Here is a 21881-nt window from a genome sequence, read left to right on the forward strand (position 1 = left end):
CTTAGCCGAACCGTGACGGCGCTGAAATGAGTCGCCGAAAGTTCGAAGATCGGGAATCCTGCCGGCAACGAGAACAGGTTCCGGGGAGGACCACATGACCTTCAGCCGACGCGGCCTTCTGGCCGCCGGCGCGGCGTTCGCCGCGTCTCCCGCCCTGGCGAGGATCGCCGTCCAGCCGCCCGCGTCGGTCGGCGTCTCGCCGGCGGGCGTCGCCGCGCTGAACGCCCACTTCCACGGCCTCGTCGACCAGAAGAAGCTCGCCGGCGTCGTCACCCTGCTGGCCCGCAAGGGCAAGGTGGTGAACCTCGACGCCTACGGCCGCGCCAGCGCCGCCCAGCCGGCCCCGCTGAAGACCGACGCCATCTTCCGCATCGCCTCCATGACCAAGCCGATCACCGGCGTGGCCATGATGCAGCTCTACGAGAAGGGCCTCTGGAAGCTGGACGATCCGGTGGCGAAGCACATCCCGGAGTTCGCCGGCCTGAAGGTGAAGACCGACGCCGGCCTCGTCGACCAGGCCAGACCGATGACCATGGCCCAGCTCATGAGCCATACCGCCGGCTTCGGGGTCAGCGCCCTCTACGAGAAGGACGATCTCCGCGAGACCGACCTCCAGGGCATGGTCGACAAGCTGGCCAGGCTGCCGCTCGCCAGCCAGCCCGGAACGGACTGGGCCTACGGCCCCGCCGTGGATCTCCAGGGCTACGTCGTCCAGAAGCTCTCGGGACTCGACCTCGCCGACTACATGCAGCGCCACATCTTCGACCCGCTGAAGATGCCGGACACCCAGTTCTGGGTCGCGCCGGCCAAGGCGGCGCGGGTGGTCCAGGTCCACACCTACGACGCGGCCGGGAACATCGTCGCCACCAACGACCCGTCGGTCCGCACCGAGAAGCCGCGCTTCCTGGCCGGCGGCGGCGGCCTCTTCTCCACGGCCGAGGACTACTTCCGCTTCTGCCAGGCCCTGCTGAACGGGGGCGAGCTGGACGGCGCGCGCATCCTCAAGCCCGAGACGGTCAGGCTGATGCGCGCCGACGTGCTCCAGCCCGGCGTCGGCGTCGACCTCTACGGCCCGGTCCAGAAGGGTATCGGCTTCGGCATGGACTTCGCGGTCCATAGGCGGCCCGCCGAAAGCGGCCTGCCCCAGGGCCTCGACAGCTACTGGTGGGGCGGCGCCTTCGGCACCTGGTTCTGGATCGACCCCGCCAACGACGTGATCTTCGTCGGCATGATCCAGAACCTGCGCGGATCGGTCCCTGGCGCGGGCACCCCCGACCTCCGCGGCGAGTCGGCCAAGCTCGTCTACGCCGCCCTGCAGGAGGCCCGCGCGTGAAGCTCGCCGCCCTCGCCGTCGCCCTGGCGACCCTCGCCGGCGCCGCCGCGGCCCAAGGAACCGGCGAGCCCTACAAGTCGCCCCGCACCGCCTGGGGCGCGCCCGACCTGCAGGGCGTCTGGACCAACGCCTCCCTCACCAGCCTGGAGCGGCCGCCGCAGTTCAAGTCCCTCGTGGTCTCCGAAGAGCAGGCCAAGGCGCTCGAGCAGATGCGCGCCCGGGCCAGCGAGGCCCAGAACCGCCCGTCCGATCCGAGCGCCGGCGCCCCCAGGTCCGGCGACGATCCCGGCGGCTACAACAGCTTCTGGGTCGATCCCGGCACGGCCGTCGGCCGCATCCGCGGCGAGCCGCGCTCGTCCTGGCTGATCGATCCCGCCGACGGCCGGCTGCCCTACACGCCGGAGGGCCGGCGGCTCTACGAGACCACCCTGCAGAAGGCCCGCACCACCTTCGACGGGCCCGAGGCCCGGCCGCTGGGCGAGCGCTGCATCCTGGGCTTCGGCTCCACGGCCGGCCCGCCGATGCTGAACGTGCTCTACAACAACCACTACCAGGTCCAGCAGACGCCCGATCACGTGGTCATCATCGTCGAGATGAACCACGACGCCCGCGTGATCCCGCTGAAGCCCTCGAAGGCGCCGCCCGGCACGCCGTGGATGGGCTGGTCCATCGGCCGCTGGGAAGGCGACACCCTCGTCGTCGAGACCCGCAACTTCAATCCAGGCGAGTCGCTCAGGCCCTACTTCGGCGCCAGCCTGTACCTCTCGCCCCAGGCCCGCGTGACGGAGCGGTTCACGCGCGTCTCACCGACCCAGATCCTCTACGAGTTCAGCGTCGACGACCCCGCGGTCTACGCCAAGGTCTGGCGCGCCGAGATGCCGCTGAACGCCGCTCGCGGTCCGATGTACGAGTACGCCTGCCACGAGGGGAACTACTCGCTGCCGGGCATCCTCGGCGGCGCCCGCCGCGCCGAGGCCGAGGGCCGCAAGCCCGAGGAAGTCGGAATCGTCGAGTAAGGCCGCCTCAGTCCTTCTTGCCGCCGCCGCGGTCGGGCTTGCCGCCGCCTTGGCCGCCCCCTGGGCCGCCCCCGTGCCCGCCCTGGCCGCCATGGCCGCCGCCGCGGTCCGGTCGGTCGGCCTGCGGCCCGCGGTCGGGCCTCGCGTCCTGGCGGGGCTGCGCCCTCTGCTCGGGCCGGACCTGGGCCGCCGCCTGGCGGGCGTGATCCTCCGCGGCCCTCGCCTGCTGCCTGGCCTGCTGTCTCGCCTGCTGCGCTTCAGCCCGCGCCTGCTGGCGCGTCTCGGCCGCCTGGCGCTGGGCGAACCGACGCTCGGCCTGGGCTTGCCGCTGCGCCGCCTGGGCCTGCCGCTGGACGCCCTCGGCTCGCGCCTGGTCCCGCTGCGCCCGGAGCTGCTCGCGCTGGGCCATGGCCATGTCGCGCCGCGCATGCACCTCCGGCAGTCCGGCCGCGGACGGGGCCGCCTGGGCGACCTGCTGGGCCGCCATCCGCCGCGCGTCGCGCCGCCAGGCCTCCGCCGCCTGCTCGCGCCGGCGCTCCTCCTTCTCGAACCGCTTCCGCTCGCGCTCGCCGGACCGGTCGCGCCAGGCCCGCCAATCCTGGTCGCTGCGCGCCGCCTGCAGCCAGGGCTCCGAGGCGCGGCGCACCTGCGGCGCCCGCTGGATCCACGAGGCCTCCTGCACCGGCCGGCGCCGGGTCTGGGCGGCGTTGCGCAGGTCCCGGCCATGCAGCCAGTAGCGGCCGGCCAGCGGCGCGACGTCGGCGAACCGGTCGGCCGGAAGGTAGCCGCCCCGGGCGTCGATCAGCGAGACCAGGGCGCCGGCCGGATCGAAGCCGTAGCCGTACAGCCCGTCCCGGACGAAATACGGATAGGCCGCGCCGGGCTCGTAATAGTAATAGCGGTATCCCGTCTCCCACGGCTCGGCGTACATCGCCCAGTCGTCGGCGCTCTCCCACCCCCAGGGCTCGACGCCCCCGTAGTCGAAGGCGTAGTCCGGCGGGGCGTCGTAGAACGCCTGCTCCAGCCCATAGGCGCGCTCCGCGAAACGATATCCGGCGTCGGGCGCCGTCCAGCTCACCGGCGCGGCCTCGGCATAGGGCAGCGCCACCGGCTCGGGCATCAGTTCGATCGGCGTGGGATCGGGCACGGCGATCCGCTGCGCGCCCTCCTCGTCACGACAGGCCGCCGCGCTGAGGGCCAGCGCGCCTGCGGCCGCCAGCAGGGCCATCCGGCCGCTCTTCCGGCGCAAAGCGTTCATTCCCAAAGGTCCTTCGCCTACTCACAGGGCCCGCAAGCATCAGAGTCTGCGGCTGAACGGGGCGATGAGCCGAACGGTCAGGAGGGGTTCACGGTTGCGGCCGGAAAGCGGCGCGGCGTCGCCGTACCGAGGCTTCAACTCTCACGCGGTCGTGTTGGCGCCGGCGCCGCGGTTCGCCGTCTTTCGGCCACGGTTGCGGCGAAGCCCCATTGACGTGGCCTCCGCCATGCTGGATTTTCGAATCTAAGCGCCGCTACAGGCGCAGTCGATAACCGGCTTGGGGGAACGTCCATGAATTCCAGAAAGACTCTACTGCTGTCGTGCGTCTTCGCCTCGGCGACGGCATTCGCGGGATCGGCCTTCGCCCAGGCCGAATCCACCAATCAGATCCAGGAACTGGTGGTCACCGCCGAAAAGCGGGAACAGTCGCTGCAGGACGTGCCGGTCGCGGTGTCGGCCTACACCGACGAGCGCCGTGAACTGGTCGGCATCAACTCGGTGCAGGACCTGACGAACTTCACGCCGGGCCTCGCCTACTCGACCAACAACGACCGCATCAACATGCGGGGCATCGGCCGCTTCACGAACAACCGCTCCACCGAGGGCGGCGTGGCCATGTACTCGGACGGCGTCTACACCTCGTCGGTGACGCAGTTCGCCAAGTCGACGCTGTTCATCGACCGGACGGAAGTCCTCCGCGGCCCGCAGGGCACGCTCTACGGCCGCAACTCCATCGGCGGCGCGATGAACATCATCTCCAAGCGCCCGACCGACGAATTCTACGCCGAGGTCCGCGGCAGCTTGGGCAACTTCGACACCTGGGCGACGGAAGCGGCCATCTCGGGCCCGCTGTTCGGCAACATCCAGGGCCGCCTGGCCGGCACCTACAGCTCGCAGGGCGACGGCTACTTCAAGAACCTGAACCCGAACGGCAAGGACGAAGGCGGCATCGGCGACCAGTGGCAGGTCGAGGGCCAGCTCCAGGGCGAGCTCGCCGACGGCAAGTTCGAGTGGTGGCTGAAGGGCGAGACGGTCGAGTGGCACAACCTCGGCCGCGGCCCGGGCGGCCGCACGACCGTGCAGTACGGCCTGCGCGACGTCACCACGATCGGGTCGCGCGCCGCGCTGACGCCGAACGCCGCCAACTACGGCATCGGCGACACCAACCTGCCGGCCAACCTCTGTCAGATGTGCTTCAACACGGATGACGGAAACTACATCGACCTCGAGAGCAACACCTACGCGCTGCACGCGACGCTGCACCTCGAAAACTTCGACATCAAGTACATCACCGGCTTCACCTACTACGACTACCGGCTCCAGACCGACCTGGACGGCACGTCGCGGCAGGCGCCGTTCCAGCTGCCCTACGCGGCTCAAGGCGCACCGGTGCCGCAGCCGGCGGGGACCGAGCTCTACTATCCCCGGCAGCACAACCAGTACCAGGAAGAGGTCTGGTGGTTCTCGAACGAGCTGAATTTCGCCTCGACCTGGGACGGCCCGCTCCAGATGATCCTGGGCCTGTACCAGTTCCGGGAAGGCTCGAACTACACGCTGTCGGACGCCCGCTTCCCGGATGATCCGCGCTTCCAGAACCCGACCACCCAGACGGGCGCGCCCATGGCCGCCAACCCGCTGCGGCGCTACGCCTACGGCAGCTCGGAGAACGTCAGCGAATCCTACGCCGTCTTCGGCCAGGCCGACTACCAGCTCACCGAAGAGCTCAAGGTCACCGCCGGCCTGCGCTACACCTACGACCGCAAGCGGTCCTTCGAAACGGCCCGGCTGTTCTGCCTCTACACGGCGAGCTGCCCCATCACCCGGCTGACCGACCGCCCCGTGGACATCACCGACGCCGCGGCGCCGGGCGTCAGCACCGACGAGTCCGTCTACCTGCCCGCCTTCACCGACCCGACCACCGGCTATCGCCATCGCGGCCTGAAGAACAGCTGGAGCGGCCTCACCGGCGCCCTGAGCATCGACTGGCAGCCGGATCCGGACACCCTGGCCTATGCGAAGTACACGCGCGGCTACAAGGCGGGCGGCTTCAACTCGGGCACCACCACCCTGACGCCGAACGTCACCACCGAAGAGGAGACGATCGACGCCTACGAAGTGGGCCTGAAGAAGACCTTCGGCGGCACCTTCCAGGCGAACGCCTCGGCCTACTACTACGACTACCAGGACATCCAGATCCCGATCACCGGCCGCGATCCGGTGACCGACCTGAACGTCACGCGCTTCTTCAACATGCCGAAGGCGCGGATCGTCGGTTTCGAACTGGAGACCATCTGGCAGCCGATCGACAACCTGCAACTGCTGGCCAACTACTCCTACCTCAACGCCGAGCTGCGTGAGGCCTGCTGCTTCCAGGATCCGGAAGATCCGCGCGCCGTGGCGCCGGGCGCCGTCCGGTCGGGCAACACGGCCGCCGCCCTGGCCAGCGCGACGGCTCCGCTGAACCAGGACCTGAAGGGCCAGAAACTCCCCTCGTCCACGCCGCACCGGGTGACGGTGAACGTGAACTACACCTGGGAATTCGACGCCGGCAACCTGTCGGCCTCGCTGACCCACGTGTGGAAGGACAAGACCTACTATTCGATCTTCAACCGTTACTACAACGAAGGTAAGGCCTGGCATCAGACCGACGCCCGCCTGCTCTTCAACGACGCCGACGACCGCTACACGGTGATCGCCTTCGTGAAGAACATCTTCAAACAGGAAGGGATCGCGGGCGCCGACGGCACCCGCCCCACCACCGGCCCGAACTCGAACCCGAACAACCTGTTCGTGAACCGCACGATCTCGTACGTGCCGCCGCGCACCTACGGCGTGGAGCTTCAGTACCGCTTCTAGTTCCTGGACTTTTTCGACTTCCGCGCCCCGGCCTCACCGCCGGGGCGTTTTTCTTTGAGCGAACGGCGCCCGCATAACGTCGGTCTTGCGCCGCTGGCCACGTCTGCCACGCTAGGGGCGTCTCGTCGGGGGAGTCGTCATCCATGCCCTACCGCCACGCCCACTGGTACGTGCTGGCCGTCCTGCCGCTCGCCGCCCTGGCCTTCTGGCCGTCATACCTGGGGCAGATCGGGACGGCGCCGATGCAGTTCCACATGCACGGCCTCACCGCGACGCTCTGGCTGCTGCTGCTCGCGGCCCAGAGCTTCGCCATCCACGGCGGCCGCCGATCGCTGCACCGCAAGCTCGGCCTCGTCAGCCTGGCGCTGTTCCCGCTCTTCCTGGCCGGCGGCTCGGGCATCTTCCTCGGCATGGCTCAGCGTTTCGCGGGCGAGGTCTCGCCGTTCTACACGACCTATGCCCCGCGGCTCGCGTGGCTCGACATCGTCGCCGTGGCCGGCCTGGCCGCCTTCTACTTCGAAGCCCTCCGCCAGCGCCGCGTTGTCGCCCTCCACGGAGGATATCTGCTGGCGACCGTCGTCTTCCTGCTGGGGCCGATCTTCGGCCGTCTATTCGGCGCGGTCCGGTTCGCCATTGCGGGCGGCCCGGACTACGCCCTCCTGCACGGCGCCTTCCAGGGCTCGAACCTCTTCGTCGCCGCCCTCGCCTTCGCGATCGCCTGGCGCGTGCGGCCAAACGGGCGGCCGTTCGTGATCTCCGGCGCGCTGAGCCTGCTGATGATGCTCCTGTTCGAGTTCGTCGGGGGAACGGCCTGGTGGCGGGCGCTCTTTGTCCGGGCGGCCGATCTGCCGAGCGCGCCGGTCGCCGTCGCCGTCGCCATCCTGGGCGCGCTCATCGCGTGGGCGGGCTGGACGGCCGGACGGCGCGCCGTGCGCTCGCCCGCGGCGATGCCGGCCTAGCGGCAGCCGGCGATCGCCCGCTCCAGCTCGTCCAGACGCTTCTGGCGCAGCAGCCGTCCGGCCGCCATGAGCTGGTAGCGGTCGGCGGCGCCCGGCGCCTTCCGCAGCGCCGCGTCGGTGTCGGGGTATCTCGGCGGCGGCGCCAGGCCCTTGGGAACGCAGCTTCGGGCGGCGACGGGCGGCGCGGGCCGCACCACCGGCGGCGGCGCGACGGGCGCGGGCTCAGGGGCCGCCACGACCGGCGCGGGGGCTGCCGGGGCGGGCGCGCCCTTACGGCCGAACGGCAGGGTCTCGCAGCCGGCGAGCGCCACGCCCGCCAGTCCCAGCATCAGGATCGCCGTCCCTCGGATCTTCATTGCGCGCGGAGGGTCATTTCAGGGTCGAGAGCACCGCCTCGTCGGCGCTTTCCATACGGGCGCAGACATCGATTCCCTCGGGCTGCTCGGTCAGCAGCCGCCGCGTGGCGTCGCGGGTGTCCTGCGGCGCCTCGTAGGCGGCCTCGGTCAGTCGCTCGGGCGCGCCCGCGGCGGCGTGGCAGGCGGCGAGTTGCGCCTTCCACAGCGACTGCGACCGGTCCTGCTGTTGCGTCAGCTCGGTGATGCGGCGCTCCAGCGCCGTCCGCTGCGTCGTCCAGGTGCTCCATGAGATCGCCAGGAGAACGCCCATCACCAGCGCCGCCGTCGAGGCGGCCAGGCTCGTGACCCGGTGGGCCAGCGTCCGTCTCAGCGCATCCGTCATGATCTCCGCCCCGAGCATCGCGGAGCGCCGGAAGCTCCGCCCTGACATTCCAATCGGCGCGGCATGGCGATTTCAAGACCGCAAGAACCCGCTACCGACAGCTTGACCGGAACAGGGCGGCGCGCCACCCATTCTCCTGCCATGGGTAAATGGATCGCCATCCTCGTCGCCGCAATCGTTGGCCTGGCCATCGTAGGCTTTCTGGTCGACGCCGCGCGCGCCATCGCCGGCTTCCTGCTCGTCGTCTGCCTGATCGTTCTGGCGGTGCAGGTCTTCCTGAAGCGGCCGCGCAAGGGCTGACCGCTTCCAGCCGTCAGGCGGCGCCGACGGGACTCTTGGACGCGGGCCTGGCGCCGCTCCGCGGCGTCAGCGCCTGGGCTTCCTCCAGCGCGTCGACCACCAGAGCCAGACGATCCGGCACCGGCTGGACTTCCATGCCGCGGTAGAGGCCGCGCAGATCGCCCTCCAGCGCCGCCATCCGGCGTTGCCGACCCGCCGCCCGCGCCTTCGACCAGAGCACCACGCCCAGGCCGGCTGCCAGCGGCCAGCCGACGGCGGCGACGACCGCGGCGATTTGCAGGGACGGAGCGAGTGTTGCCATGGTGATCGCGACCTTCTGACGCACGACAGCCAACCTCAGCTTGGCCAGCTTGACAACACCAAATGATACCTAAGCTTCAGTTCACGAGGTCTTGAGTCGTCTCGGTCATGGGCAGGGTCAGTTCGCAGGCCAGGCCCTCTGGCCGCCAGTCCACGCGCGAGCTTCCGCCCAGCGATCCGGACAGCGCGCGGCGCAGGATTGCGGTGCCCAGGCCGCGTCGCCGCGGCGGGGTCACCTTCGGCCCGCCGGTCTCGGTCCACGTCAGCACTAGCGGCTCGCCGCGGCCGCCCCGCCAGGCCACCTCGACCCGTCCCTCAGGCCGGCTCAGCGCGCCGTACTTCGCCGCATTGGTGGCCAGCTCGTGCAGCGCCATCGCCAGCGACTGCGCCGCCGCCGGCGGCAGGGCGAGATCGTCGCCGCGGATCGTCACCCGCGCGGCATCGCCGAGGCTGAACGCCAGCAGCTCCTCCTCCACCAGCCGGCGGAGATCCGCGCCGTCCCAGCGCGCCTCCGACAGCAACTGGTGGGCGCGGGCGAGCGCGCTGATGCGTCCGACGATCACCGCCTTCAGGGCCGCCGGCGTTTCGGCGTTCGACAGCGAGACGGTGCCCTGCACCACGGCCATCAGGTTGTTGGCGCGGTGGTCGACTTCCCGGGCCAGGAGCCTCAGCCGCTCCTCGTCCGCCTTGCGCTCGGTGATGTCCATCACCACCCCCAGCGCGCTGACCGGCCGCCCCTCGGCGTCCAGAACCAGCTCCGAGCGGTTCAGCAGCCACAGCACCTCGCCGTCCTGCCGGCGATGGCGGTACTCCACCTCGAAGAAGCGGTCGCCGCGGGCGAGCGCCTGCTCGATCACGCCGCGCACCCGCTCCTGCTCGCCGGGCAGGTAGCCGGCCAGGATCTCCTCCATGCTGGGCCGGGCTTCGGGCGCGAAGCCCAGCAGCCGGTTCAGCTCGGGGGTCGGGATCAGGCCGACGCCGATTTCCAGCCGCCACACCGCCATCCGGCCCGCCTCCAGGGCCAGCCGCAGCCGCTGTTCCGAGGCCCGCACGGCGTCTTCGGCCAGCTTTCGATCGGTGATGTCCTGGATGGTGCCCACGTAGCGGACCGCCGTCGTCTCGCCGTCCACGGTCTCGAACACCGGCTCGCCGATCGCCCAGACCCACCAGGTGCGCCCGTCGTCGCGGCGGACGATGCGGTATTCGTATGGGCTGAGGTCGCGCAGCGCGGGGTCGAGCGCCCGCTGCACCTGCGCCCAGGTCGTCTCACGGTCGGCCCGATGCGTCGCCGAGACGATCTGGCCGCGGCTCACCGGCGCCCCGGCCGGCAGTCCCAGGATCGCCTTCGTCTGCTCCGAACAGACCATGGCGTTGGTGCGCAGGTCCCAGTCCCAGACCCCGACGCCGGCCGCCCGGGTCGCCAGGTCCAGGCGGGCGTTGGCGTGGGTGAGCGCCCGCCGCTCCCGGGCCAGCGTGGTCGCCGCGGTGCGGTAGGCCTCGGCCAGCGCGACGACCGTTCCGCCGGCCGCCACATAGAGGCCGAAGCTGACCGCGGCGGCCGTCTCGTCCGCGATCAGGGGCGTGCCGCTGCGCGTCAGCATCCAGCGCGTCAGCAGGCCTCCGCCCACGAGGGTGACCGCGCCGGCCTCCCAGCCGGCGGCGAGGGCCGCCCCCAGCATGGCCGGAAAAAGGAGGACGAACGGGGCGACGCCGGGCATGAGCGCGCCGATCAGCGCCTGCGCGCCAAGCGCCAGCGTCGTCGCGACGAGCGCGACGCTCAGTTGCACGAGCCGCTTCGGCGCCCCCTCCCCGAGGCTCGCGAGATCTGTGTAGCTCGGTAATCGGAGCACGACGGGGTCCCGCACGACGGAACACTGTTTGCGCGAGGAGATCGAGCGGTCAAGCCGCCCGGATCGGGGGCCGCCGGTGCGCCGCGAGGCGGGCGATCAGCTGGCGCGGGCCACAGGCGCGCTGGCGGGCCAGCCGCCGCCCGCCGCCTCCGCGAGCGCCAGTTCGGGCTCGCTCAGCACCATCTGCTGGGGGGCTGCGGGCCGGCCGCGCTCGGTCCCGTCCGGCCGGAGGGCCGCGCCTGCCCCGGTGCCGAGGGCCGCCGCCAGCGCGGCGCCCGCCAGCAGCAGGCGGGCCGGATCGTGCGTCCTATGTCGGTTCGCGGACATCGGCCCGGCAAACCCGGAGGCCCGGGCTCGGGTTCCAGATTCGCCGCGCCAACAGAAATTCGCCCGCCGCCTCAGATGTTTGGGAACAACCTTCAGCCACCCTCAGTTGTGGGCGGGCGACGAAACTCCGAGGGACGTCGACCAGCTTCCCCTCGTCGCCGGGCCCCCCACGAAGCTCCGAGCGTGGGGGGCCTTTTCGCGTGCGCGCGCCCGCACGGCGAAGCGCCCCGCGGCGGCGCGCCGGGCGTGGAAGCTTGAGTTATCGGGGAAATCGGCCGGCTCCGCTCGGGTCCAGGGGAATGCGAGGGGAGTGTGCGGAGCCGGCCTTTCCGACCGTCACGCGGGGGGGGCTTCGTGCGGTCGGATCGAAAAACGCCGTTCCGAAAAACCTGTTCCCGCTTATGCGGCATTTTCATTTCATAGGTCGGGACAACCTCCGGGATGGCGACGGTTCGTCCCAGGGCCAGGCTTCGGTTTATGGGTCATTGTCCGGCTCGGGAGAGAGATCGACGGGCCGCGGTCGCGCGCCTGCAACGTCGCGAGAGGGAATGGACGACAGCTCGCTGAACCTGGCGACCGTGGCGCTCGACCACGCGGATTCCGGACCCGTTCTGGGGACGGCCTCAGGCGCGCACGTCGTGGAGATTCTCGACGGCTTGGCCGAGGGCTTCATCGCCTTCGACTTCGATTGGCGCGTCACCTACTGCAACCGCGCCGCCGAGGACCATTTCCAGCGCTCCCGCGGCCAGATCATCGGCCGGGTGATCTGGGACGAGGTGAACAGCGTCGTCGACGCCGGACCGCGCGGCTTCCTCTCCCTGGCCATGGCCGCCCGCCGTCCGATGGAGGCCGAGGCGCCGTCCGACGTCTATCCGGGCCGCTGGATCGCGTTCCGCGCCTTCCCGCTGAAGACGGGCCTGGCCGTCAACTTCCGTGACGTGACCGTCCGCCGTGAGCGCGCTGCGGCTCAGCGAGCTCGAGCGGCGCCGCGCGTTCCTGCTGGAGCTCACCGACGCCCTGCGCCCCCTTTCGGAGCCGAACGAGATCCTCACCGCCGCGGCTCGCCTGCTGGCCGAGCGCCTGGGCGCCGCCCGGGTCGGTTACGTCGAGCTTGCCGAGGATCGCGAAACCCTCGTCATCCGCGGCGAGTGGTCCACCCTCGACGGGCCCAAGCTGGCCGGGGTCAGCCTGCCGGCGAAGGCGTTCGGGCCGGTCGTGGCCGGCGCCCTCGAGGCCGGCGAACCCCTGGCCGTGACCGACACTGCCGCCGACCCGCGCACCGCCCCGTTCGCCCAGGCGTTCGAGAACGTGCTGGCTCGCGCCCTGCTCAACATCCCGCTGATCCGGTCCGGCCGGCTCGAGGCGTTCGTCTTCGCCAGCGCGCGCGAGCCGCGCGAGTGGTCCGTGGACGACGTCTCGCTGGCCGAGGAGGTCGCCGGCCGTTCCGCCTCGGCCCTGGTCCGCGCCCGCTCCGAGATGGCCCTGCGCGAGAGCGAGGCCCGGTTCCGGTCGATGGCCGACAGCGCGCCCTCGCCGGTGTGGGTGACCGCCGCGGCCGGCCCGGTGGAGTTCGTCAACCGCGCCTTCTGCGAGTTCGCCGGCAAGTCGTCGGAGGCCCTGCTGGCCGACTCCTGCAGCGGCCTGATGCACCCTGACGACCTGCAGGCCGTCGACGAGGCCCGCGCCGACGCCCGCCGAGAGGTTCGCCCGTACGCCTTCGAAGCCCGCTTCCATCGCGCCGACGGCGAGTGGCGCTGGATGCGGACGTCGTGTCAGCCCCGCTTCGACGCGCAGGGGGTGTTCCAAGGCTACGTCGGCATGGCCACGGACATCACCGAGACCCGCCGGGCCGAGGAACGCCAGGCTCTGCTCATCAACGAGCTGAACCACCGGGTGAAGAACACCCTCGCCACGGTGCAGTCGCTGGCCCGCCAGACCCTGCGCGACGGCGTCGTCACGCGTGAGGCGCGCGAGCGCTTCACCGAGCGGCTGCTGGCGCTGTCGGCCGCCCACAACGTGCTCACCCGCCGCAACTGGGAAAGCGCCGGACTGTCCGAGATCGCCGAGGAGGCGGTCCGCCCCTGGACTCCGCGCGTCGTGCTCTCAGGCCCGGCCGTCCACGTGGCGCCGAACGTGGCGCTCGCGGTCTCGATGGCCCTGCACGAACTCGCCACCAACGCCGTGAAGTACGGCGCCCTCTCCGATCCCGCCGGCCGGGTGACGGTGGACTGGCGCCTCGACGGCGACGCGGTGGCGATGACCTGGACCGAAGCCGGCGGCCCGCCGGTGACGCCGCCGCCCGCCGCCGGCCGCGGCTTCGGCTCGCGCCTGCTGGGCCAGGGTCTCGCGGGAGAGCTCGGCGCCCCGGCCGACCTCGACTATCGCGAGAGCGGCCTCGTCTGTCGGCTCCGGGCCCCGGTCGCCTAGGCTCCTAGAGCTCCAGGAAAGGCGCGAAGCCGCCGAAGATCATGCGCTTCCCGTCGAACGGCATCTCCGGATAATCCTCCGGCTTCAGCCGCGGATCGGCCATCACCTTGGCGACGGTCTCGTCGCGCGCGGCCCTGTCAGGGTAGGTGATCCACGAGAACACGACGATCTCGTCGTCGGTCGCCTGGACGGCCCGTGGAAACGACGTCAGCTCGCCATAGGGCACGTCGTCGCCCACGCACTCGACGTAGCTCAGCGCGCCGTGGTCCATCCAGACCTCGCCAGCCAGCCTCGCCATGTCCTTGTAGGCCTCGAGCTTCGCCTTCGGGACCGCCAGCACGAACCCGTCCACATAGGCCATCGGGAACCTCCTTCTCCGGTTTGCCTCGTCCCAGGACGATCGATGGGGCCGGGAGCCGACATCCGGCAGCCGGGATCACGTCATCTCGCGGCGCTCGCCGCAATGTCGACTTGTCGCCACAGTTTAAGGCTCCTAGAGAACATCGCTCTTTCTTCGGCCTTGGTCGATTCGGCGGCTGCGGCGGAGGAACACTCGACGGCTCCCTCGCGTTTTCGGCCCTCGGTCGGGCGAGGCATCGGATTTGGTCTATGGCGGACGTACTTCTGGTCGAAGACGAGGCGGACGTGGCCGAGCTGGTCCAGGAAGCCCTGGAAGAGGCCGGCCTGACCGTGGCCGTGGTTCACAACGACCAGGGCGCCTACGAGCGGCTGGAGCGTGAGGCGCGCAGCTTCACCACCCTCGTCGCCGACATCAACCTTGGCGCCGGCACCACCGGCTTCGACGTCGCCCGCCGGGCCCGGGCGCTGAACCCCGACCTGAAGGTCGTCTACATCACCGGTCATGCCGCCCACCTCGACCGCTTCGGCGTCGAGGATGCGCTGATGTTCCCCAAGCCCTTCGATCCCGTCGAACTGGCCGACCAGGTGACCATGATCATGGGCCGCGCCCGCCGCCGGGCCTGACCCCGGCGCACGACGCATGACGGCGCGGCGGGCCCTAGTCGAGGCGCCGCGCCGCTTACGCAGACCCTACTGCTTGCCGGGCTCCACCGGGCGCTCGCTCGCGCCGGGCACGCCGGCCGAGCCGCCGGCGGTGCCCACGGGCGGGGTCGGGGCCACCGTCGGGGCCGAGCCGTCGGCGGGCACCGCGCCCGTCGCGCCGGCGTCCGGAGCCGTCAGGTGGTCGTTGGGCGCTCGGGTGGTGGAGGTGTCGGGCATGGCCGCGCCCACCTCCGAGCCTTGCGGCGCGCTGCCCGTCGGGCGCTCCTGGTCGCTGCAGGCGGCGAGGCCCAGGCCCAGGGTCATGGCGGCGGCGAGCGCGAGCGGAGCAGTCTTCATCGTGCGGTCCTCATCCCTTCCAGGTTCGGACCCTCAACGCGCCACCGGCCAAGCCGCTCCGTCCCTGGGCGCCTGGCCATGAGACGCGGCGGACATCCTCCGGCGGCGACGGCTTCCTAGCCCAGCCTCTCCGCCAGCCTGCGCACGGTGTTCCAGTTGCGCCCGGTGCCGCGGACGCCCAGGTGCTTCTCGATGGCGTTGATCGTCAGCTTCGAGCGGCCGATCCCGGCGGGATAGCTGAGGTAGGCGCAGTCGGGCCCCAGCGCGACGGCCTCGCCCGCCGTACAATACTTGGCCAGCGGCGCCAGGTCGGTCGCGGCCTCGCCGCGCGTGAACATCACCAGCAGGTGGCTTGGGTCCTCCTCGGCCTGACGGTCGAACGGGTTCGCCTGCATGGCCGCCTGCAACTGCCGCAGGTCGCGGACGAAGGCCTCGGTCTTCAGCCCCACCTCCGCCGCCAGCGCCGCCTCGATGCGCCGCTCCGCCGCGTCCTGCGCCTCGGCGGTCGTGACGACCGCGTTGCCGCTGGTCAGCAGCGTCTGCACCTCGCCGTGGCCCAGCCCTTCCAGCACACGCTTCAGGTCCGGCATCTTGAGGTTCATCGGGCTGATCGCCCGCAGCATCACCGCAACCCGCTTCGCCGTCATCTCACCTCCGTCGCCCAGAGCCGCACGCGTTAGGGCGCACGCCGGTAGTGCATGGCGACCGCACCCGCGCGGAGCGGCGTCGCGGAAACCAGTTCCAGCCGGCGCGCCGCGGGCAGTCCGGCCTGGTAGAGGGTCGGGCCGCGGCCGGCGATCCTCGGGTGAACGAGGAACCTGTACTCGTCGATCAGGTCCAGCCGGTCCAGTGCGGTGGCCAGTTGGCCGCTGCCCAGGAGCACGCCCGCCGGCATGGAGTCCTTCAGCCCTTGCACGCCCGCTCGAAGGTCGCCCGCGATGTGGTGGCTGTTGGTCCAGGGGAAGTCGGTCCGTGTCGAAGAGACCACGTACTTCGGCTTGGCCTCGAGCTTGACCGCCCACGCGCGCATCGCCGGCGGCGCCTCGGTCTCGCCTCGGGCGACCGCCGGCCAGTAGCTCTCCATCATCTCGTAGGTGACCCGCCCCCACAGCATCGCGCCGCTCTCGTCCATGAGGCGGGTGAAGAAGGCGTGCGTCTCGTCGTCGGCGATCCCCTCCTCGTGGTCGACGCAGCCATCGAGGGTGACGTTGTAGCTGAAGGTCAGGAGTCCCATGCCGCGAACCCTAGCGATGCAGGGATAAGCGCGCAGCCCGTTTGTCCGCGGCTGAAGTTCGACCGCCGCTATGGGCCGATAACGGACGCTCGGGACGTCCGCTGATCGTCGGCTCCTGCCGCTGATCGAGGCCTCGGCCGCTGTGCGCCCGAGGCCGTTTCGCGTTCGGTCAGCAACAGGCTCCCGCCGCCTCTTGCTTCGGCTGCACCGTGGTTCCGCAGCATGCCGCAGCGGCTGGCGCGAGCGCTTCGGCGGACGGATCCTCGCCGTAGGTCGTCGCCTCGCCGAAGGTGTAGAACGTCTCCCAGCGAACCCCTGCCGGATCATTGACCCAGGTCTTGTCCGACTTGGCGTAACAGCACGTCGTCGCATCCTGGTCGAAGGTGTCGGCGCCGGCCGCCTTCAACCGCGAGGACAGAGCCTGAAGCTCCTCCGGCGTGTCGGTCTGGATTCCGACGTGGTCGACGCCCGCCGCTGCGCCCGCGCGTTGCGAAATGGCGAAGTTCACGCGCGGATCGTCCAGCATCCACTTCGCGTAGTCGTCCTTCACCACGCTCGGCGGCGCACCGAAGAGCGTCTCGTAGAAGCGGATGGACTGAACTAGGTCCGGAACGCTGACGTGCAGGTGCATACGTTGCATGAATGATCCTCCTGTGCTCGACAATTCGAGTATTCTGGAAATCTCGATGCGTCAAGGGTGTCCTCGGCGCCGGAGCGCGGGCGAGCCCCATTTAGGCCTTCAATCCTCCGCATATTTCGTGTAATCAGGAAATATGGAAACGAAACCTGCCGTCGCAGCGCTCTCCGCCCTCGCCCACGAAGGTCGCTTGGGCGTCTTCCGTCTGCTGGTCCAGGCGGGCGGCGCGGGACTTCCGGCTGGCGAAATCGCTCGGCGGATGGATGTGCTTCCCAACACGCTGTCGGCGAGCCTCAACATTCTGTCCCAGGCGGGCTTGGTGAACTCCCGCCGGGAAGGACGATCCATCATCTACACGGCAGAGTACGGCTCTATGCGCGAGCTGCTCGCCTTCCTGATGGAGGACTGCTGCGCCGGTTCGCCGGAGATTTGCGCGCCCCTCGCCGACGTGGTGCGCGACTGCTGCGCGGCCTGACATCTCCGATGACCATCGAACCGCCCAGCCCCGCCGAAGGCGCCAAGGCCATGTCCCGCTTCGAGCGTTTCCTGACGCTTTGGGTGGGGCTCTGCATCGTCGCCGGCGTCGCGCTCGGCCACCTCTTCCCCGCCGCCTTCGAAGCGGTCGGCTCAGCTGAAATCGCCAAGGTGAACCTGCCTGTCGCGGTGCTCATCTGGCTGATGATCATCCCGATGCTCATGAAGGTGGACTTCGGCGCCATGCGCCAGGTCGGTCAGCATTGGCGAGGGATCGGCGTGACGCTCTTCGTCAACTGGGCCGTGAAGCCCTTCTCGATGGCGGCGCTGGGCGCCTTCTTCGTCGGCTATCTGTTCCGGCCCTACCTGCCTGCGGGCGAGATCAACAGCTACATCGCCGGCCTCATCCTGCTGGCGGCGGCGCCCTGCACCGCGATGGTGTTCGTCTGGAGCAACCTGACCCGAGGCGAGCCGCACTTCACGCTCAGCCAGGTCGCGGTGAACGACGCGATCATGATCGTGGCCTTCGCACCCATCGTCGGGCTGCTGCTCGGGCTCTCCGCCATCACCGTCCCGTGGCAGACCCTGCTCTTGTCGGTCGGCCTCTACATCATCGTTCCCGTCGTGCTGGCCCAGGCCCTTCGCACCCTGCTGCTCCGGCGTGGCGGCGAGCCTGCGCTGCAGCGGGCGCTCACCCGGATCGGCCCGTTGCCGCTCGCTGCGCTGCTCGCCACCCTCGTTCTCCTCTTCGGCTTCCAGGGCGAGCAAATCCTCTCGCAGCCCGCGATCATCGCTCTGCTCGCCGTGCCGATCCTGATCCAGGTCTACTTCAATGCGGGCCTCGCCTATCTGCTGAACCGGGCGACCGGCGAGGCGCACTGCGTCGCGGGACCGTCCGCATTGATCGGGGCCAGCAACTTCTTCGAGCTCGCCGTGGCCGCGGCGATCAGTCTCTTCGGCTTCGCGTCCGGCGCCGCGCTCGCCACCGTGGTGGGCGTGCTGATCGAGGTCCCGGTCATGCTGACCGTGGTCGCCATCGTGAACCGCTCAAAGCGCTGGTACGAGCAAGGCGCGGCCGTACAGCGCGTGGCCGCTCGATGCGCGTCGCCCATCACGAGGTAGGCCGATGACCGACTTCCCGATCACCATCTTCCACAATCCCGGCTGCGGCACGTCGCGCAACACGGTCGCGATGGTCGAAGCGGCGGGCTACGCGCCCACGGTTGTCGAGTACTTGCAGGTGGGCTGGACGAGGCCCCAGCTCATCGAACTGCTGGCGGCGATGGGCGTCAAGCCGCGCGACCTTCTGAGGGAGAAGGGCACGCCGGCTGCCGAACTGGGGCTGTTGCGGCCGGATATCAGCGACGACGCGCTGCTCGACGCGATGGTCGAGCACCCCGTCCTGGTGAACCGACCCATCGTGGTCACGCCGCTGGGCACGAAGCTGACGCGCCCTTCTGAGACCGTCCTCGACCTCTTGGAGCGGAAGCCGGAGACGTTCACGAAAGAGGACGGCGAGGTGGTGCGGCTCTAGGGGGGCCAACCCCTGGACGGTCTGCTTCGCGCGCGCATCCGAAGGTCAGCTGCCGCCGCGAACCAATCTTCAGCCCGTCAGGACGCCGACGACCTCGACGCCGCTTCCCACTCCAGGAACTCCGGCTGCTCCAGCAGCAGCGCCGCATAGGCGCCGGCCCGGCCGTCGTCGCCGAAGTCGGTCAGCTTCACGCCATAGGTTCGGAACCGCGTCGCCACCGGCGTGTAGAAGGCGTCGGCGATCGACCAGTCGCCGGCCAGGAACGGCCCGCCCGAGCGGTCCAGCATGTAGAGCCACAGCTCCACGATCCGGCGGATGTTCTTGTGCGTCGCCTCCGAGAGCTCGACGGTGCGGGGCTCGGCGTCCAGCGCCATCGGGCACTCGCCGCGGAGGCTGGCGAAGCCGGAATGCATCTCGGCGGCCGCGGCGCGAGCCAGCGCGCGCGGGATCGGATCGGCGGGCCACAACCGCACGCCCGTCTCGGCCAGCGCCCTCTCGGCCAGGTATTCGCAAATGGCCAGGCTGTCGACGATGACCACGCCCTCCGTCTTCAGGGCCGGCACCAGGCCCGACGGGGAGTGCGGCCTGATCTCGGCCTCGGTGCGGTTGTTCTCCTGCCGCAGCTCGATCAGCGTCTCGGTGAACGGCAGGCGCGACCGCTTGATCGCCAGCCACGGCCGGAGCGACCAGGTCGACCACTTCTTCGTCCCGATCACCAGTTCCATCTCACCCTCCGGGTCTCGCCGCTGAAACATTTCAGCGCTTGCCGCGCCCCACGGCAGCCGGTCAACCTCGAAGCATAAAAAAGACAGCCCGAGGAAGCGCCCGATGACCGCCGTCACGCCCGAGACGAACGCGGCCGCACCGCCCGGCCCGCCGCCGCTGGCCGCCGCCGCGGCCCACGTCCCGCCGTTCTCCAAGGCGTACACGCGCTACGCGATGTTCCTTCTGCTCGGCATCTACATCGTCAACTTCCTCGACCGGCAGGTGATCAACATCCTGGCCGAGCCGATCAAGAACGACCTTCGCCTCTCCGACACCGAGCTGGGGTTGATGAGCGGTCTCGCGTTCGCCCTCTTCTACACCGTGCTGGGCATCCCGCTGGCGCGTCTCGCCGAGCGGAAGAACCGCGCCTACATCATCGGAGCCTCGGTGGCGGTGTGGTCGGGCTTCACTGCGCTCTCGGGCCAGGCGCAGAACTTCGTCCAGCTCGCGCTCTGCCGGGTCGGCGTCGGCGTCGGCGAAGCCGGCTGCACCCCGCCCGCCCATTCGCTCATCTCCGACATGGCGCCCAAGGAGAAGCGCTCCTCGGCGCTGGCCTTCTATTCCATGGGCACCCCGCTCGGCAGCCTGCTGGGCCTGGTGCTCGGCGGTCTGGTGGCCGACGCCTACGGCTGGCGCACCGCCTTCCTTGTGGCGGGCCTGCCCGGCCTCCTCTTCGCGGTGCTGGTCTTCACGACGCTGAAGGAACCGCGCCGGCTGGTGGCGGTCCAGGCCGCCCGGGTCGGCGCCGCCACGGCCAGCTTCCGCGAAACCCTGCGCTACGTCAGCCGCGTCCCCACCTTCTGGTACATCTCGATGGGCGCGGCGCTGAAGGCCTTCATCGGCTACGGACACGCGCCCTTCACCGCCTCGTTCTTCCTGCGCAACCACGGCGACGAGATCGCGGCGCTCGCGTCGAACTTCGGCCTGAAGTCGGTGGGGTTCCTGGGGCTCGCCGTGGGGCTCCTCGCGGGCATCGGCGGCGCCTTGGGCGTCTATGCGGGCGGCTGGATCGCCGACCGCGTTTCCAGGCGCGACTCCGGCCTGCAGATGGTCACCCCGGCGATCGGCGCCCTCATCGCCATCCCGATCTACTGCGCCGCCGTGCTGGTGGACTCCGCCGGGCTCGGCATCGTGCTCCTCGGCGCCTATTACCTCGTGGCCTCGACCTGGTACGGCCCGGTGTACGGCTCGGCCCAGTCGATCGTCCCGCCGCACATGCGCGCCACCACCGCGGCCATCCTGCTGTTCCTCGTCAACCTCATTGGCCTTGGCCTTGGACCGGTGGCCGTGGGCCTGCTCTCCGACTGGCTGAACACCGGTATGGGCCTCGGCTCGGCCGAGGGCGTGCGCTGGGCGCTGATCATCTCGGCGCTCTTCGGCGTGATCCCGTTCGGCCTGTTCTGGCTGGCCCGGAAGACCCTGCACCGCGACACAGTGTCCTGAATCGCCGGATAACGCGTTCTTCGACCGTCGGTCGCTTGTACACCCCGTGATTCTACGGGAGGGTGGTCGGATGGTTGAGATGCTCCGCGGGGGCGAGCACGTCCAGCCTCCGCCCCTCGCCGCACATTGGCTGCTCGTCCGGCTCAGCATCGAGCTGATCCTCGACGTGGCCGACATCGTCCGCGACGGCGGGCCGATCCTCGACCCGCTCTACCTCACGGCCGTGGTCGAGGCGAACGTCGCCCCCATCAACCAGGATCCCGTCCTCCAGCAGAAGTACGGCGGCCTCAACACGCCGCCGCCCGACGAGCTGCGCCGGCCCGTCAGCATCAACGCCATCGCCGCGTCCCTGGGTCAGCCCTTCGAGACCACCCGCCGGCGGCTGAACGCGCTGGCTGCGCGGGGCGAATGCGTCATCGGACCGAAGGGCGTTGTGGTGCCCACGGCCCGGCTCGCCTCCGAGGATTACCGCCGCATTTCCACGCTGCGCTACGAGCGGGTCCAGCGCCTGTATCACGAGCTGAAGGCGCTCGACGCGCTGACCGACATGGCGTCCGACGCCGGTCCGACCCTGCCCGGCCTGCCCGAGGGACGCCTCACTTTCGACGGGCCGCCGGTGCGGCTCGTGAACCGCCTGCTGTCCGAATACTACCTGCGCGCGCTCGAACTCCTCGGCCGTCGCGTGGGCGACCCGCTCACCGGGATCATCCTCCTGGGCCTCGGCCGCCTGAACCTCCGCGGCCTGACGCCCGAGCAGCGCGCGACCCCCTCTCCGTTGCCGGAGTCGTTCCGCACCCCCGCCCGCCGCAGCGAACTCGCCCGCAGTCTCGGCCTGCCGTCAGAGACCGTGCGCCGCAGGCTCATGGACCTGGAGGCGCGCGGCTACTGCCGCTCCGGGCCCTCGGGCATGGTGTTCTCGATCGACGCCGCGGTCCGGCCCGAGGCCCAGCGCCTCTTCCACGATAACAACGTCAACCTGATGCGCATGATGAGCCGGCTGAACCGCTACGGCGTGCTGGCCTACTGGGACGGCGAAGCCTGCCCCTGAGGCAGCTTGACGCGACGTCCGGC

Annotated in this window: 24 protein-coding genes and 1 pseudogene; 13 read left to right on the forward strand and 12 right to left on the reverse strand. The window is 70.4% G+C overall.

Annotation, left to right across the window (positions count from 1 at the left end; genetic code table 11):
- The first annotated feature begins 94 nt into the window (after positions 1-94).
- Both ACO2Q0_RS14930 and ACO2Q0_RS14935 read left to right on the forward strand, forming a co-directional pair.
- Positions 95-1333 (forward strand): serine hydrolase domain-containing protein, encoded by a 1239-nt coding sequence (locus tag ACO2Q0_RS14930; RefSeq protein WP_423352312.1) that lies wholly within the window; start codon positions 95-97, stop codon positions 1331-1333.
- Positions 1330-2349: a hypothetical protein gene (locus ACO2Q0_RS14935; RefSeq protein ID WP_423352313.1), complete on the forward strand. Its 1020-nt coding sequence runs from the start codon at positions 1330-1332 to the stop codon at positions 2347-2349. Before ACO2Q0_RS14930 ends, ACO2Q0_RS14935 begins: the two co-directional genes overlap by 4 nt.
- 7 nt (positions 2350-2356) lie before the next feature.
- On the opposite strand, the gene ACO2Q0_RS14940 is transcribed toward ACO2Q0_RS14935, so the two are convergent.
- Positions 2357-3607, reverse strand: a complete 1251-nt coding sequence (locus tag ACO2Q0_RS14940; protein WP_423352314.1) for a hypothetical protein — start codon at positions 3605-3607, stop codon at positions 2357-2359.
- Between the two features lie 291 nt (positions 3608-3898).
- Between ACO2Q0_RS14940 and ACO2Q0_RS14945 the strand changes: the two genes are divergently transcribed.
- Entirely contained in the window at positions 3899-6463 is a 2565-nt protein-coding gene (locus ACO2Q0_RS14945; RefSeq protein WP_423352315.1) for a TonB-dependent receptor, read from the forward strand.
- Positions 6464-6606: 143 nt separating this feature from the next.
- A complete protein-coding gene (locus ACO2Q0_RS14950) occupies positions 6607-7422 on the forward strand; it encodes a hypothetical protein (RefSeq protein ID WP_423352316.1) in 816 nt (271 codons plus the stop codon).
- On the opposite strand, the gene ACO2Q0_RS14955 is transcribed toward ACO2Q0_RS14950, so the two are convergent.
- Positions 7419-7778, reverse strand: coding sequence for a hypothetical protein (locus tag ACO2Q0_RS14955; protein WP_423352317.1), 360 nt, complete (start codon positions 7776-7778; stop codon positions 7419-7421). The two genes, ACO2Q0_RS14950 and ACO2Q0_RS14955, sit on opposite strands and share 4 nt — an antisense overlap.
- 13 nt (positions 7779-7791) lie before the next feature.
- Entirely contained in the window at positions 7792-8160 is a 369-nt protein-coding gene (locus tag ACO2Q0_RS14960) for a hypothetical protein (RefSeq protein WP_423352318.1), read from the reverse strand.
- A gap of 141 nt (positions 8161-8301) precedes the next feature.
- Here ACO2Q0_RS14960 and ACO2Q0_RS14965 point away from each other — a divergent pair, with 141 nt between their 5' ends.
- Complete coding sequence (locus tag ACO2Q0_RS14965) at positions 8302-8460, forward strand: hypothetical protein (protein WP_423352319.1); 159 nt, start codon at positions 8302-8304, stop codon at positions 8458-8460.
- 13 nt (positions 8461-8473) lie between these two features.
- Here the strand turns inward: ACO2Q0_RS14965 and ACO2Q0_RS14970 are convergent, their stop codons facing one another.
- The 3 genes from ACO2Q0_RS14970 to ACO2Q0_RS14980 all read right to left on the reverse strand — a co-directional run bounded on the left by ACO2Q0_RS14970 (position 8474) and on the right by ACO2Q0_RS14980 (position 10937).
- Positions 8474-8761: a hypothetical protein gene (locus tag ACO2Q0_RS14970; RefSeq protein WP_423352320.1), complete on the reverse strand. Its 288-nt coding sequence runs from the start codon at positions 8759-8761 to the stop codon at positions 8474-8476.
- A gap of 76 nt (positions 8762-8837) precedes the next feature.
- Positions 8838-10547 carry a PAS domain-containing protein gene (locus ACO2Q0_RS14975; protein WP_423352321.1) on the reverse strand — a complete coding sequence of 570 codons (1710 nt, stop codon included), beginning with the start codon at positions 10545-10547 and terminating at the stop codon, positions 8838-8840.
- A gap of 159 nt (positions 10548-10706) precedes the next feature.
- Positions 10707-10937: a hypothetical protein gene (locus ACO2Q0_RS14980; protein ID WP_423352322.1), complete on the reverse strand. Its 231-nt coding sequence runs from the start codon at positions 10935-10937 to the stop codon at positions 10707-10709.
- Positions 10938-11485: 548 nt separating this feature from the next.
- On the opposite strand from ACO2Q0_RS14980, the pseudogene ACO2Q0_RS14985 reads away from it, so the two are divergent.
- Both ACO2Q0_RS14985 and ACO2Q0_RS14990 read left to right on the forward strand, forming a co-directional pair.
- Positions 11486-11833, forward strand: a pseudogene (locus ACO2Q0_RS14985) (PAS domain-containing protein); the annotation flags it as partial.
- Between the two features lie 55 nt (positions 11834-11888).
- Positions 11889-13364, forward strand: coding sequence for a sensor histidine kinase (locus ACO2Q0_RS14990; RefSeq protein ID WP_423352323.1), 1476 nt, complete (start codon positions 11889-11891; stop codon positions 13362-13364).
- Positions 13365-13368: 4 nt separating this feature from the next.
- Here ACO2Q0_RS14990 and ACO2Q0_RS14995 read toward each other — a convergent pair whose 3' ends face one another.
- The gene (locus ACO2Q0_RS14995) at positions 13369-13725 is read right to left on the reverse strand and encodes a DUF1428 domain-containing protein (RefSeq protein WP_423352324.1); all 357 of its coding nucleotides are present in this window, start codon (positions 13723-13725) and stop codon (positions 13369-13371) included.
- Between the two features lie 248 nt (positions 13726-13973).
- Here ACO2Q0_RS14995 and ACO2Q0_RS15000 point away from each other — a divergent pair, with 248 nt between their 5' ends.
- Positions 13974-14348, forward strand: a complete 375-nt coding sequence (locus tag ACO2Q0_RS15000) for a response regulator (protein WP_423352325.1) — start codon at positions 13974-13976, stop codon at positions 14346-14348.
- 66 nt (positions 14349-14414) lie between these two features.
- On the opposite strand, the gene ACO2Q0_RS15005 is transcribed toward ACO2Q0_RS15000, so the two are convergent.
- The 4 genes from ACO2Q0_RS15005 to ACO2Q0_RS15020 form a co-directional block, all read right to left on the reverse strand.
- Complete coding sequence (locus ACO2Q0_RS15005) at positions 14415-14723, reverse strand: hypothetical protein (protein WP_423352326.1); 309 nt, start codon at positions 14721-14723, stop codon at positions 14415-14417.
- 116 nt (positions 14724-14839) lie between these two features.
- Complete coding sequence (locus ACO2Q0_RS15010; protein ID WP_423352327.1) at positions 14840-15370, reverse strand: DUF1697 domain-containing protein; 531 nt, start codon at positions 15368-15370, stop codon at positions 14840-14842.
- 29 nt (positions 15371-15399) lie between these two features.
- Positions 15400-15957 (reverse strand): dihydrofolate reductase family protein, encoded by a 558-nt coding sequence (locus ACO2Q0_RS15015; protein WP_423352328.1) that lies wholly within the window; start codon positions 15955-15957, stop codon positions 15400-15402.
- 169 nt (positions 15958-16126) lie between these two features.
- A complete protein-coding gene (locus ACO2Q0_RS15020; protein ID WP_423352329.1) occupies positions 16127-16597 on the reverse strand; it encodes an ArsI/CadI family heavy metal resistance metalloenzyme in 471 nt (156 codons plus the stop codon).
- A gap of 133 nt (positions 16598-16730) precedes the next feature.
- Between ACO2Q0_RS15020 and ACO2Q0_RS15025 the strand changes: the two genes are divergently transcribed.
- Genes ACO2Q0_RS15025 through arsC form a run of 3 tightly spaced genes read left to right on the forward strand, consistent with a single transcriptional unit; the run spans position 16731 to position 18602 of the window.
- Positions 16731-17069 (forward strand): ArsR/SmtB family transcription factor, encoded by a 339-nt coding sequence (locus ACO2Q0_RS15025; protein ID WP_423352330.1) that lies wholly within the window; start codon positions 16731-16733, stop codon positions 17067-17069.
- 50 nt (positions 17070-17119) lie between these two features.
- Positions 17120-18190: an ACR3 family arsenite efflux transporter gene (gene arsB, locus ACO2Q0_RS15030; RefSeq protein WP_423352838.1), complete on the forward strand. Its 1071-nt coding sequence runs from the start codon at positions 17120-17122 to the stop codon at positions 18188-18190.
- A 4-nt stretch (positions 18191-18194) separates the two neighbouring features.
- On the forward strand, positions 18195-18602 hold the full coding sequence (gene arsC / locus ACO2Q0_RS15035; RefSeq protein WP_423352331.1) for an arsenate reductase (glutaredoxin): 408 nt from the start codon (positions 18195-18197) through the stop codon (positions 18600-18602).
- Between the two features lie 77 nt (positions 18603-18679).
- Here the strand turns inward: arsC and ACO2Q0_RS15040 are convergent, their stop codons facing one another.
- Complete coding sequence (locus tag ACO2Q0_RS15040; RefSeq protein ID WP_423352332.1) at positions 18680-19327, reverse strand: glutathione S-transferase family protein; 648 nt, start codon at positions 19325-19327, stop codon at positions 18680-18682.
- A 103-nt stretch (positions 19328-19430) separates the two neighbouring features.
- Here ACO2Q0_RS15040 and ACO2Q0_RS15045 point away from each other — a divergent pair, with 103 nt between their 5' ends.
- Together ACO2Q0_RS15045 and ACO2Q0_RS15050 are read left to right on the forward strand one after the other, a co-directional pair.
- Positions 19431-20810: a spinster family MFS transporter gene (locus ACO2Q0_RS15045; RefSeq protein ID WP_423352333.1), complete on the forward strand. Its 1380-nt coding sequence runs from the start codon at positions 19431-19433 to the stop codon at positions 20808-20810.
- Positions 20811-20880: 70 nt separating this feature from the next.
- Positions 20881-21858: a hypothetical protein gene (locus ACO2Q0_RS15050; RefSeq protein WP_423352334.1), complete on the forward strand. Its 978-nt coding sequence runs from the start codon at positions 20881-20883 to the stop codon at positions 21856-21858.
- The last annotated feature ends 23 nt before the right edge of the window (positions 21859-21881 follow it).

Origin of the sequence: Phenylobacterium sp. VNQ135, from assembly GCF_049445735.1 — a bacterium.
Classification (GTDB): Bacteria; Pseudomonadota; Alphaproteobacteria; order Caulobacterales; family Caulobacteraceae; genus Phenylobacterium.

Coding starts and splice junctions, on each gene's coding strand:
- ACO2Q0_RS15000 (WP_423352325.1), top strand. CDS start 13,974: ATGGCGGACGTACTTCTGGTCGAAGACGAGGCGGACGTGGCCGAGCTG.
- ACO2Q0_RS15045 (WP_423352333.1), top strand. CDS start 19,431: ATGACCGCCGTCACGCCCGAGACGAACGCGGCCGCACCGCCCGGCCCG.
- ACO2Q0_RS15005 (WP_423352326.1), bottom strand. CDS start 14,723: ATGAAGACTGCTCCGCTCGCGCTCGCCGCCGCCATGACCCTGGGCCTG.
- ACO2Q0_RS14995 (WP_423352324.1), bottom strand. CDS start 13,725: ATGGCCTATGTGGACGGGTTCGTGCTGGCGGTCCCGAAGGCGAAGCTC.
- arsB (WP_423352838.1), top strand. CDS start 17,120: ATGTCCCGCTTCGAGCGTTTCCTGACGCTTTGGGTGGGGCTCTGCATC.
- ACO2Q0_RS14970 (WP_423352320.1), bottom strand. CDS start 8,761: ATGGCAACACTCGCTCCGTCCCTGCAAATCGCCGCGGTCGTCGCCGCC.
- ACO2Q0_RS15025 (WP_423352330.1), top strand. CDS start 16,731: ATGGAAACGAAACCTGCCGTCGCAGCGCTCTCCGCCCTCGCCCACGAA.
- ACO2Q0_RS14930 (WP_423352312.1), top strand. CDS start 95: ATGACCTTCAGCCGACGCGGCCTTCTGGCCGCCGGCGCGGCGTTCGCC.
- ACO2Q0_RS15010 (WP_423352327.1), bottom strand. CDS start 15,370: ATGACGGCGAAGCGGGTTGCGGTGATGCTGCGGGCGATCAGCCCGATG.
- ACO2Q0_RS15050 (WP_423352334.1), top strand. CDS start 20,881: ATGGTTGAGATGCTCCGCGGGGGCGAGCACGTCCAGCCTCCGCCCCTC.
- ACO2Q0_RS14945 (WP_423352315.1), top strand. CDS start 3,899: ATGAATTCCAGAAAGACTCTACTGCTGTCGTGCGTCTTCGCCTCGGCG.
- ACO2Q0_RS15015 (WP_423352328.1), bottom strand. CDS start 15,957: ATGGGACTCCTGACCTTCAGCTACAACGTCACCCTCGATGGCTGCGTC.
- ACO2Q0_RS14960 (WP_423352318.1), bottom strand. CDS start 8,160: ATGACGGATGCGCTGAGACGGACGCTGGCCCACCGGGTCACGAGCCTG.
- ACO2Q0_RS15040 (WP_423352332.1), bottom strand. CDS start 19,327: ATGGAACTGGTGATCGGGACGAAGAAGTGGTCGACCTGGTCGCTCCGG.
- ACO2Q0_RS14940 (WP_423352314.1), bottom strand. CDS start 3,607: ATGAACGCTTTGCGCCGGAAGAGCGGCCGGATGGCCCTGCTGGCGGCC.
- ACO2Q0_RS14980 (WP_423352322.1), bottom strand. CDS start 10,937: ATGTCCGCGAACCGACATAGGACGCACGATCCGGCCCGCCTGCTGCTG.
- ACO2Q0_RS14955 (WP_423352317.1), bottom strand. CDS start 7,778: ATGAAGATCCGAGGGACGGCGATCCTGATGCTGGGACTGGCGGGCGTG.
- ACO2Q0_RS15020 (WP_423352329.1), bottom strand. CDS start 16,597: ATGCAACGTATGCACCTGCACGTCAGCGTTCCGGACCTAGTTCAGTCC.
- ACO2Q0_RS14950 (WP_423352316.1), top strand. CDS start 6,607: ATGCCCTACCGCCACGCCCACTGGTACGTGCTGGCCGTCCTGCCGCTC.
- arsC (WP_423352331.1), top strand. CDS start 18,195: ATGACCGACTTCCCGATCACCATCTTCCACAATCCCGGCTGCGGCACG.
- ACO2Q0_RS14965 (WP_423352319.1), top strand. CDS start 8,302: ATGGGTAAATGGATCGCCATCCTCGTCGCCGCAATCGTTGGCCTGGCC.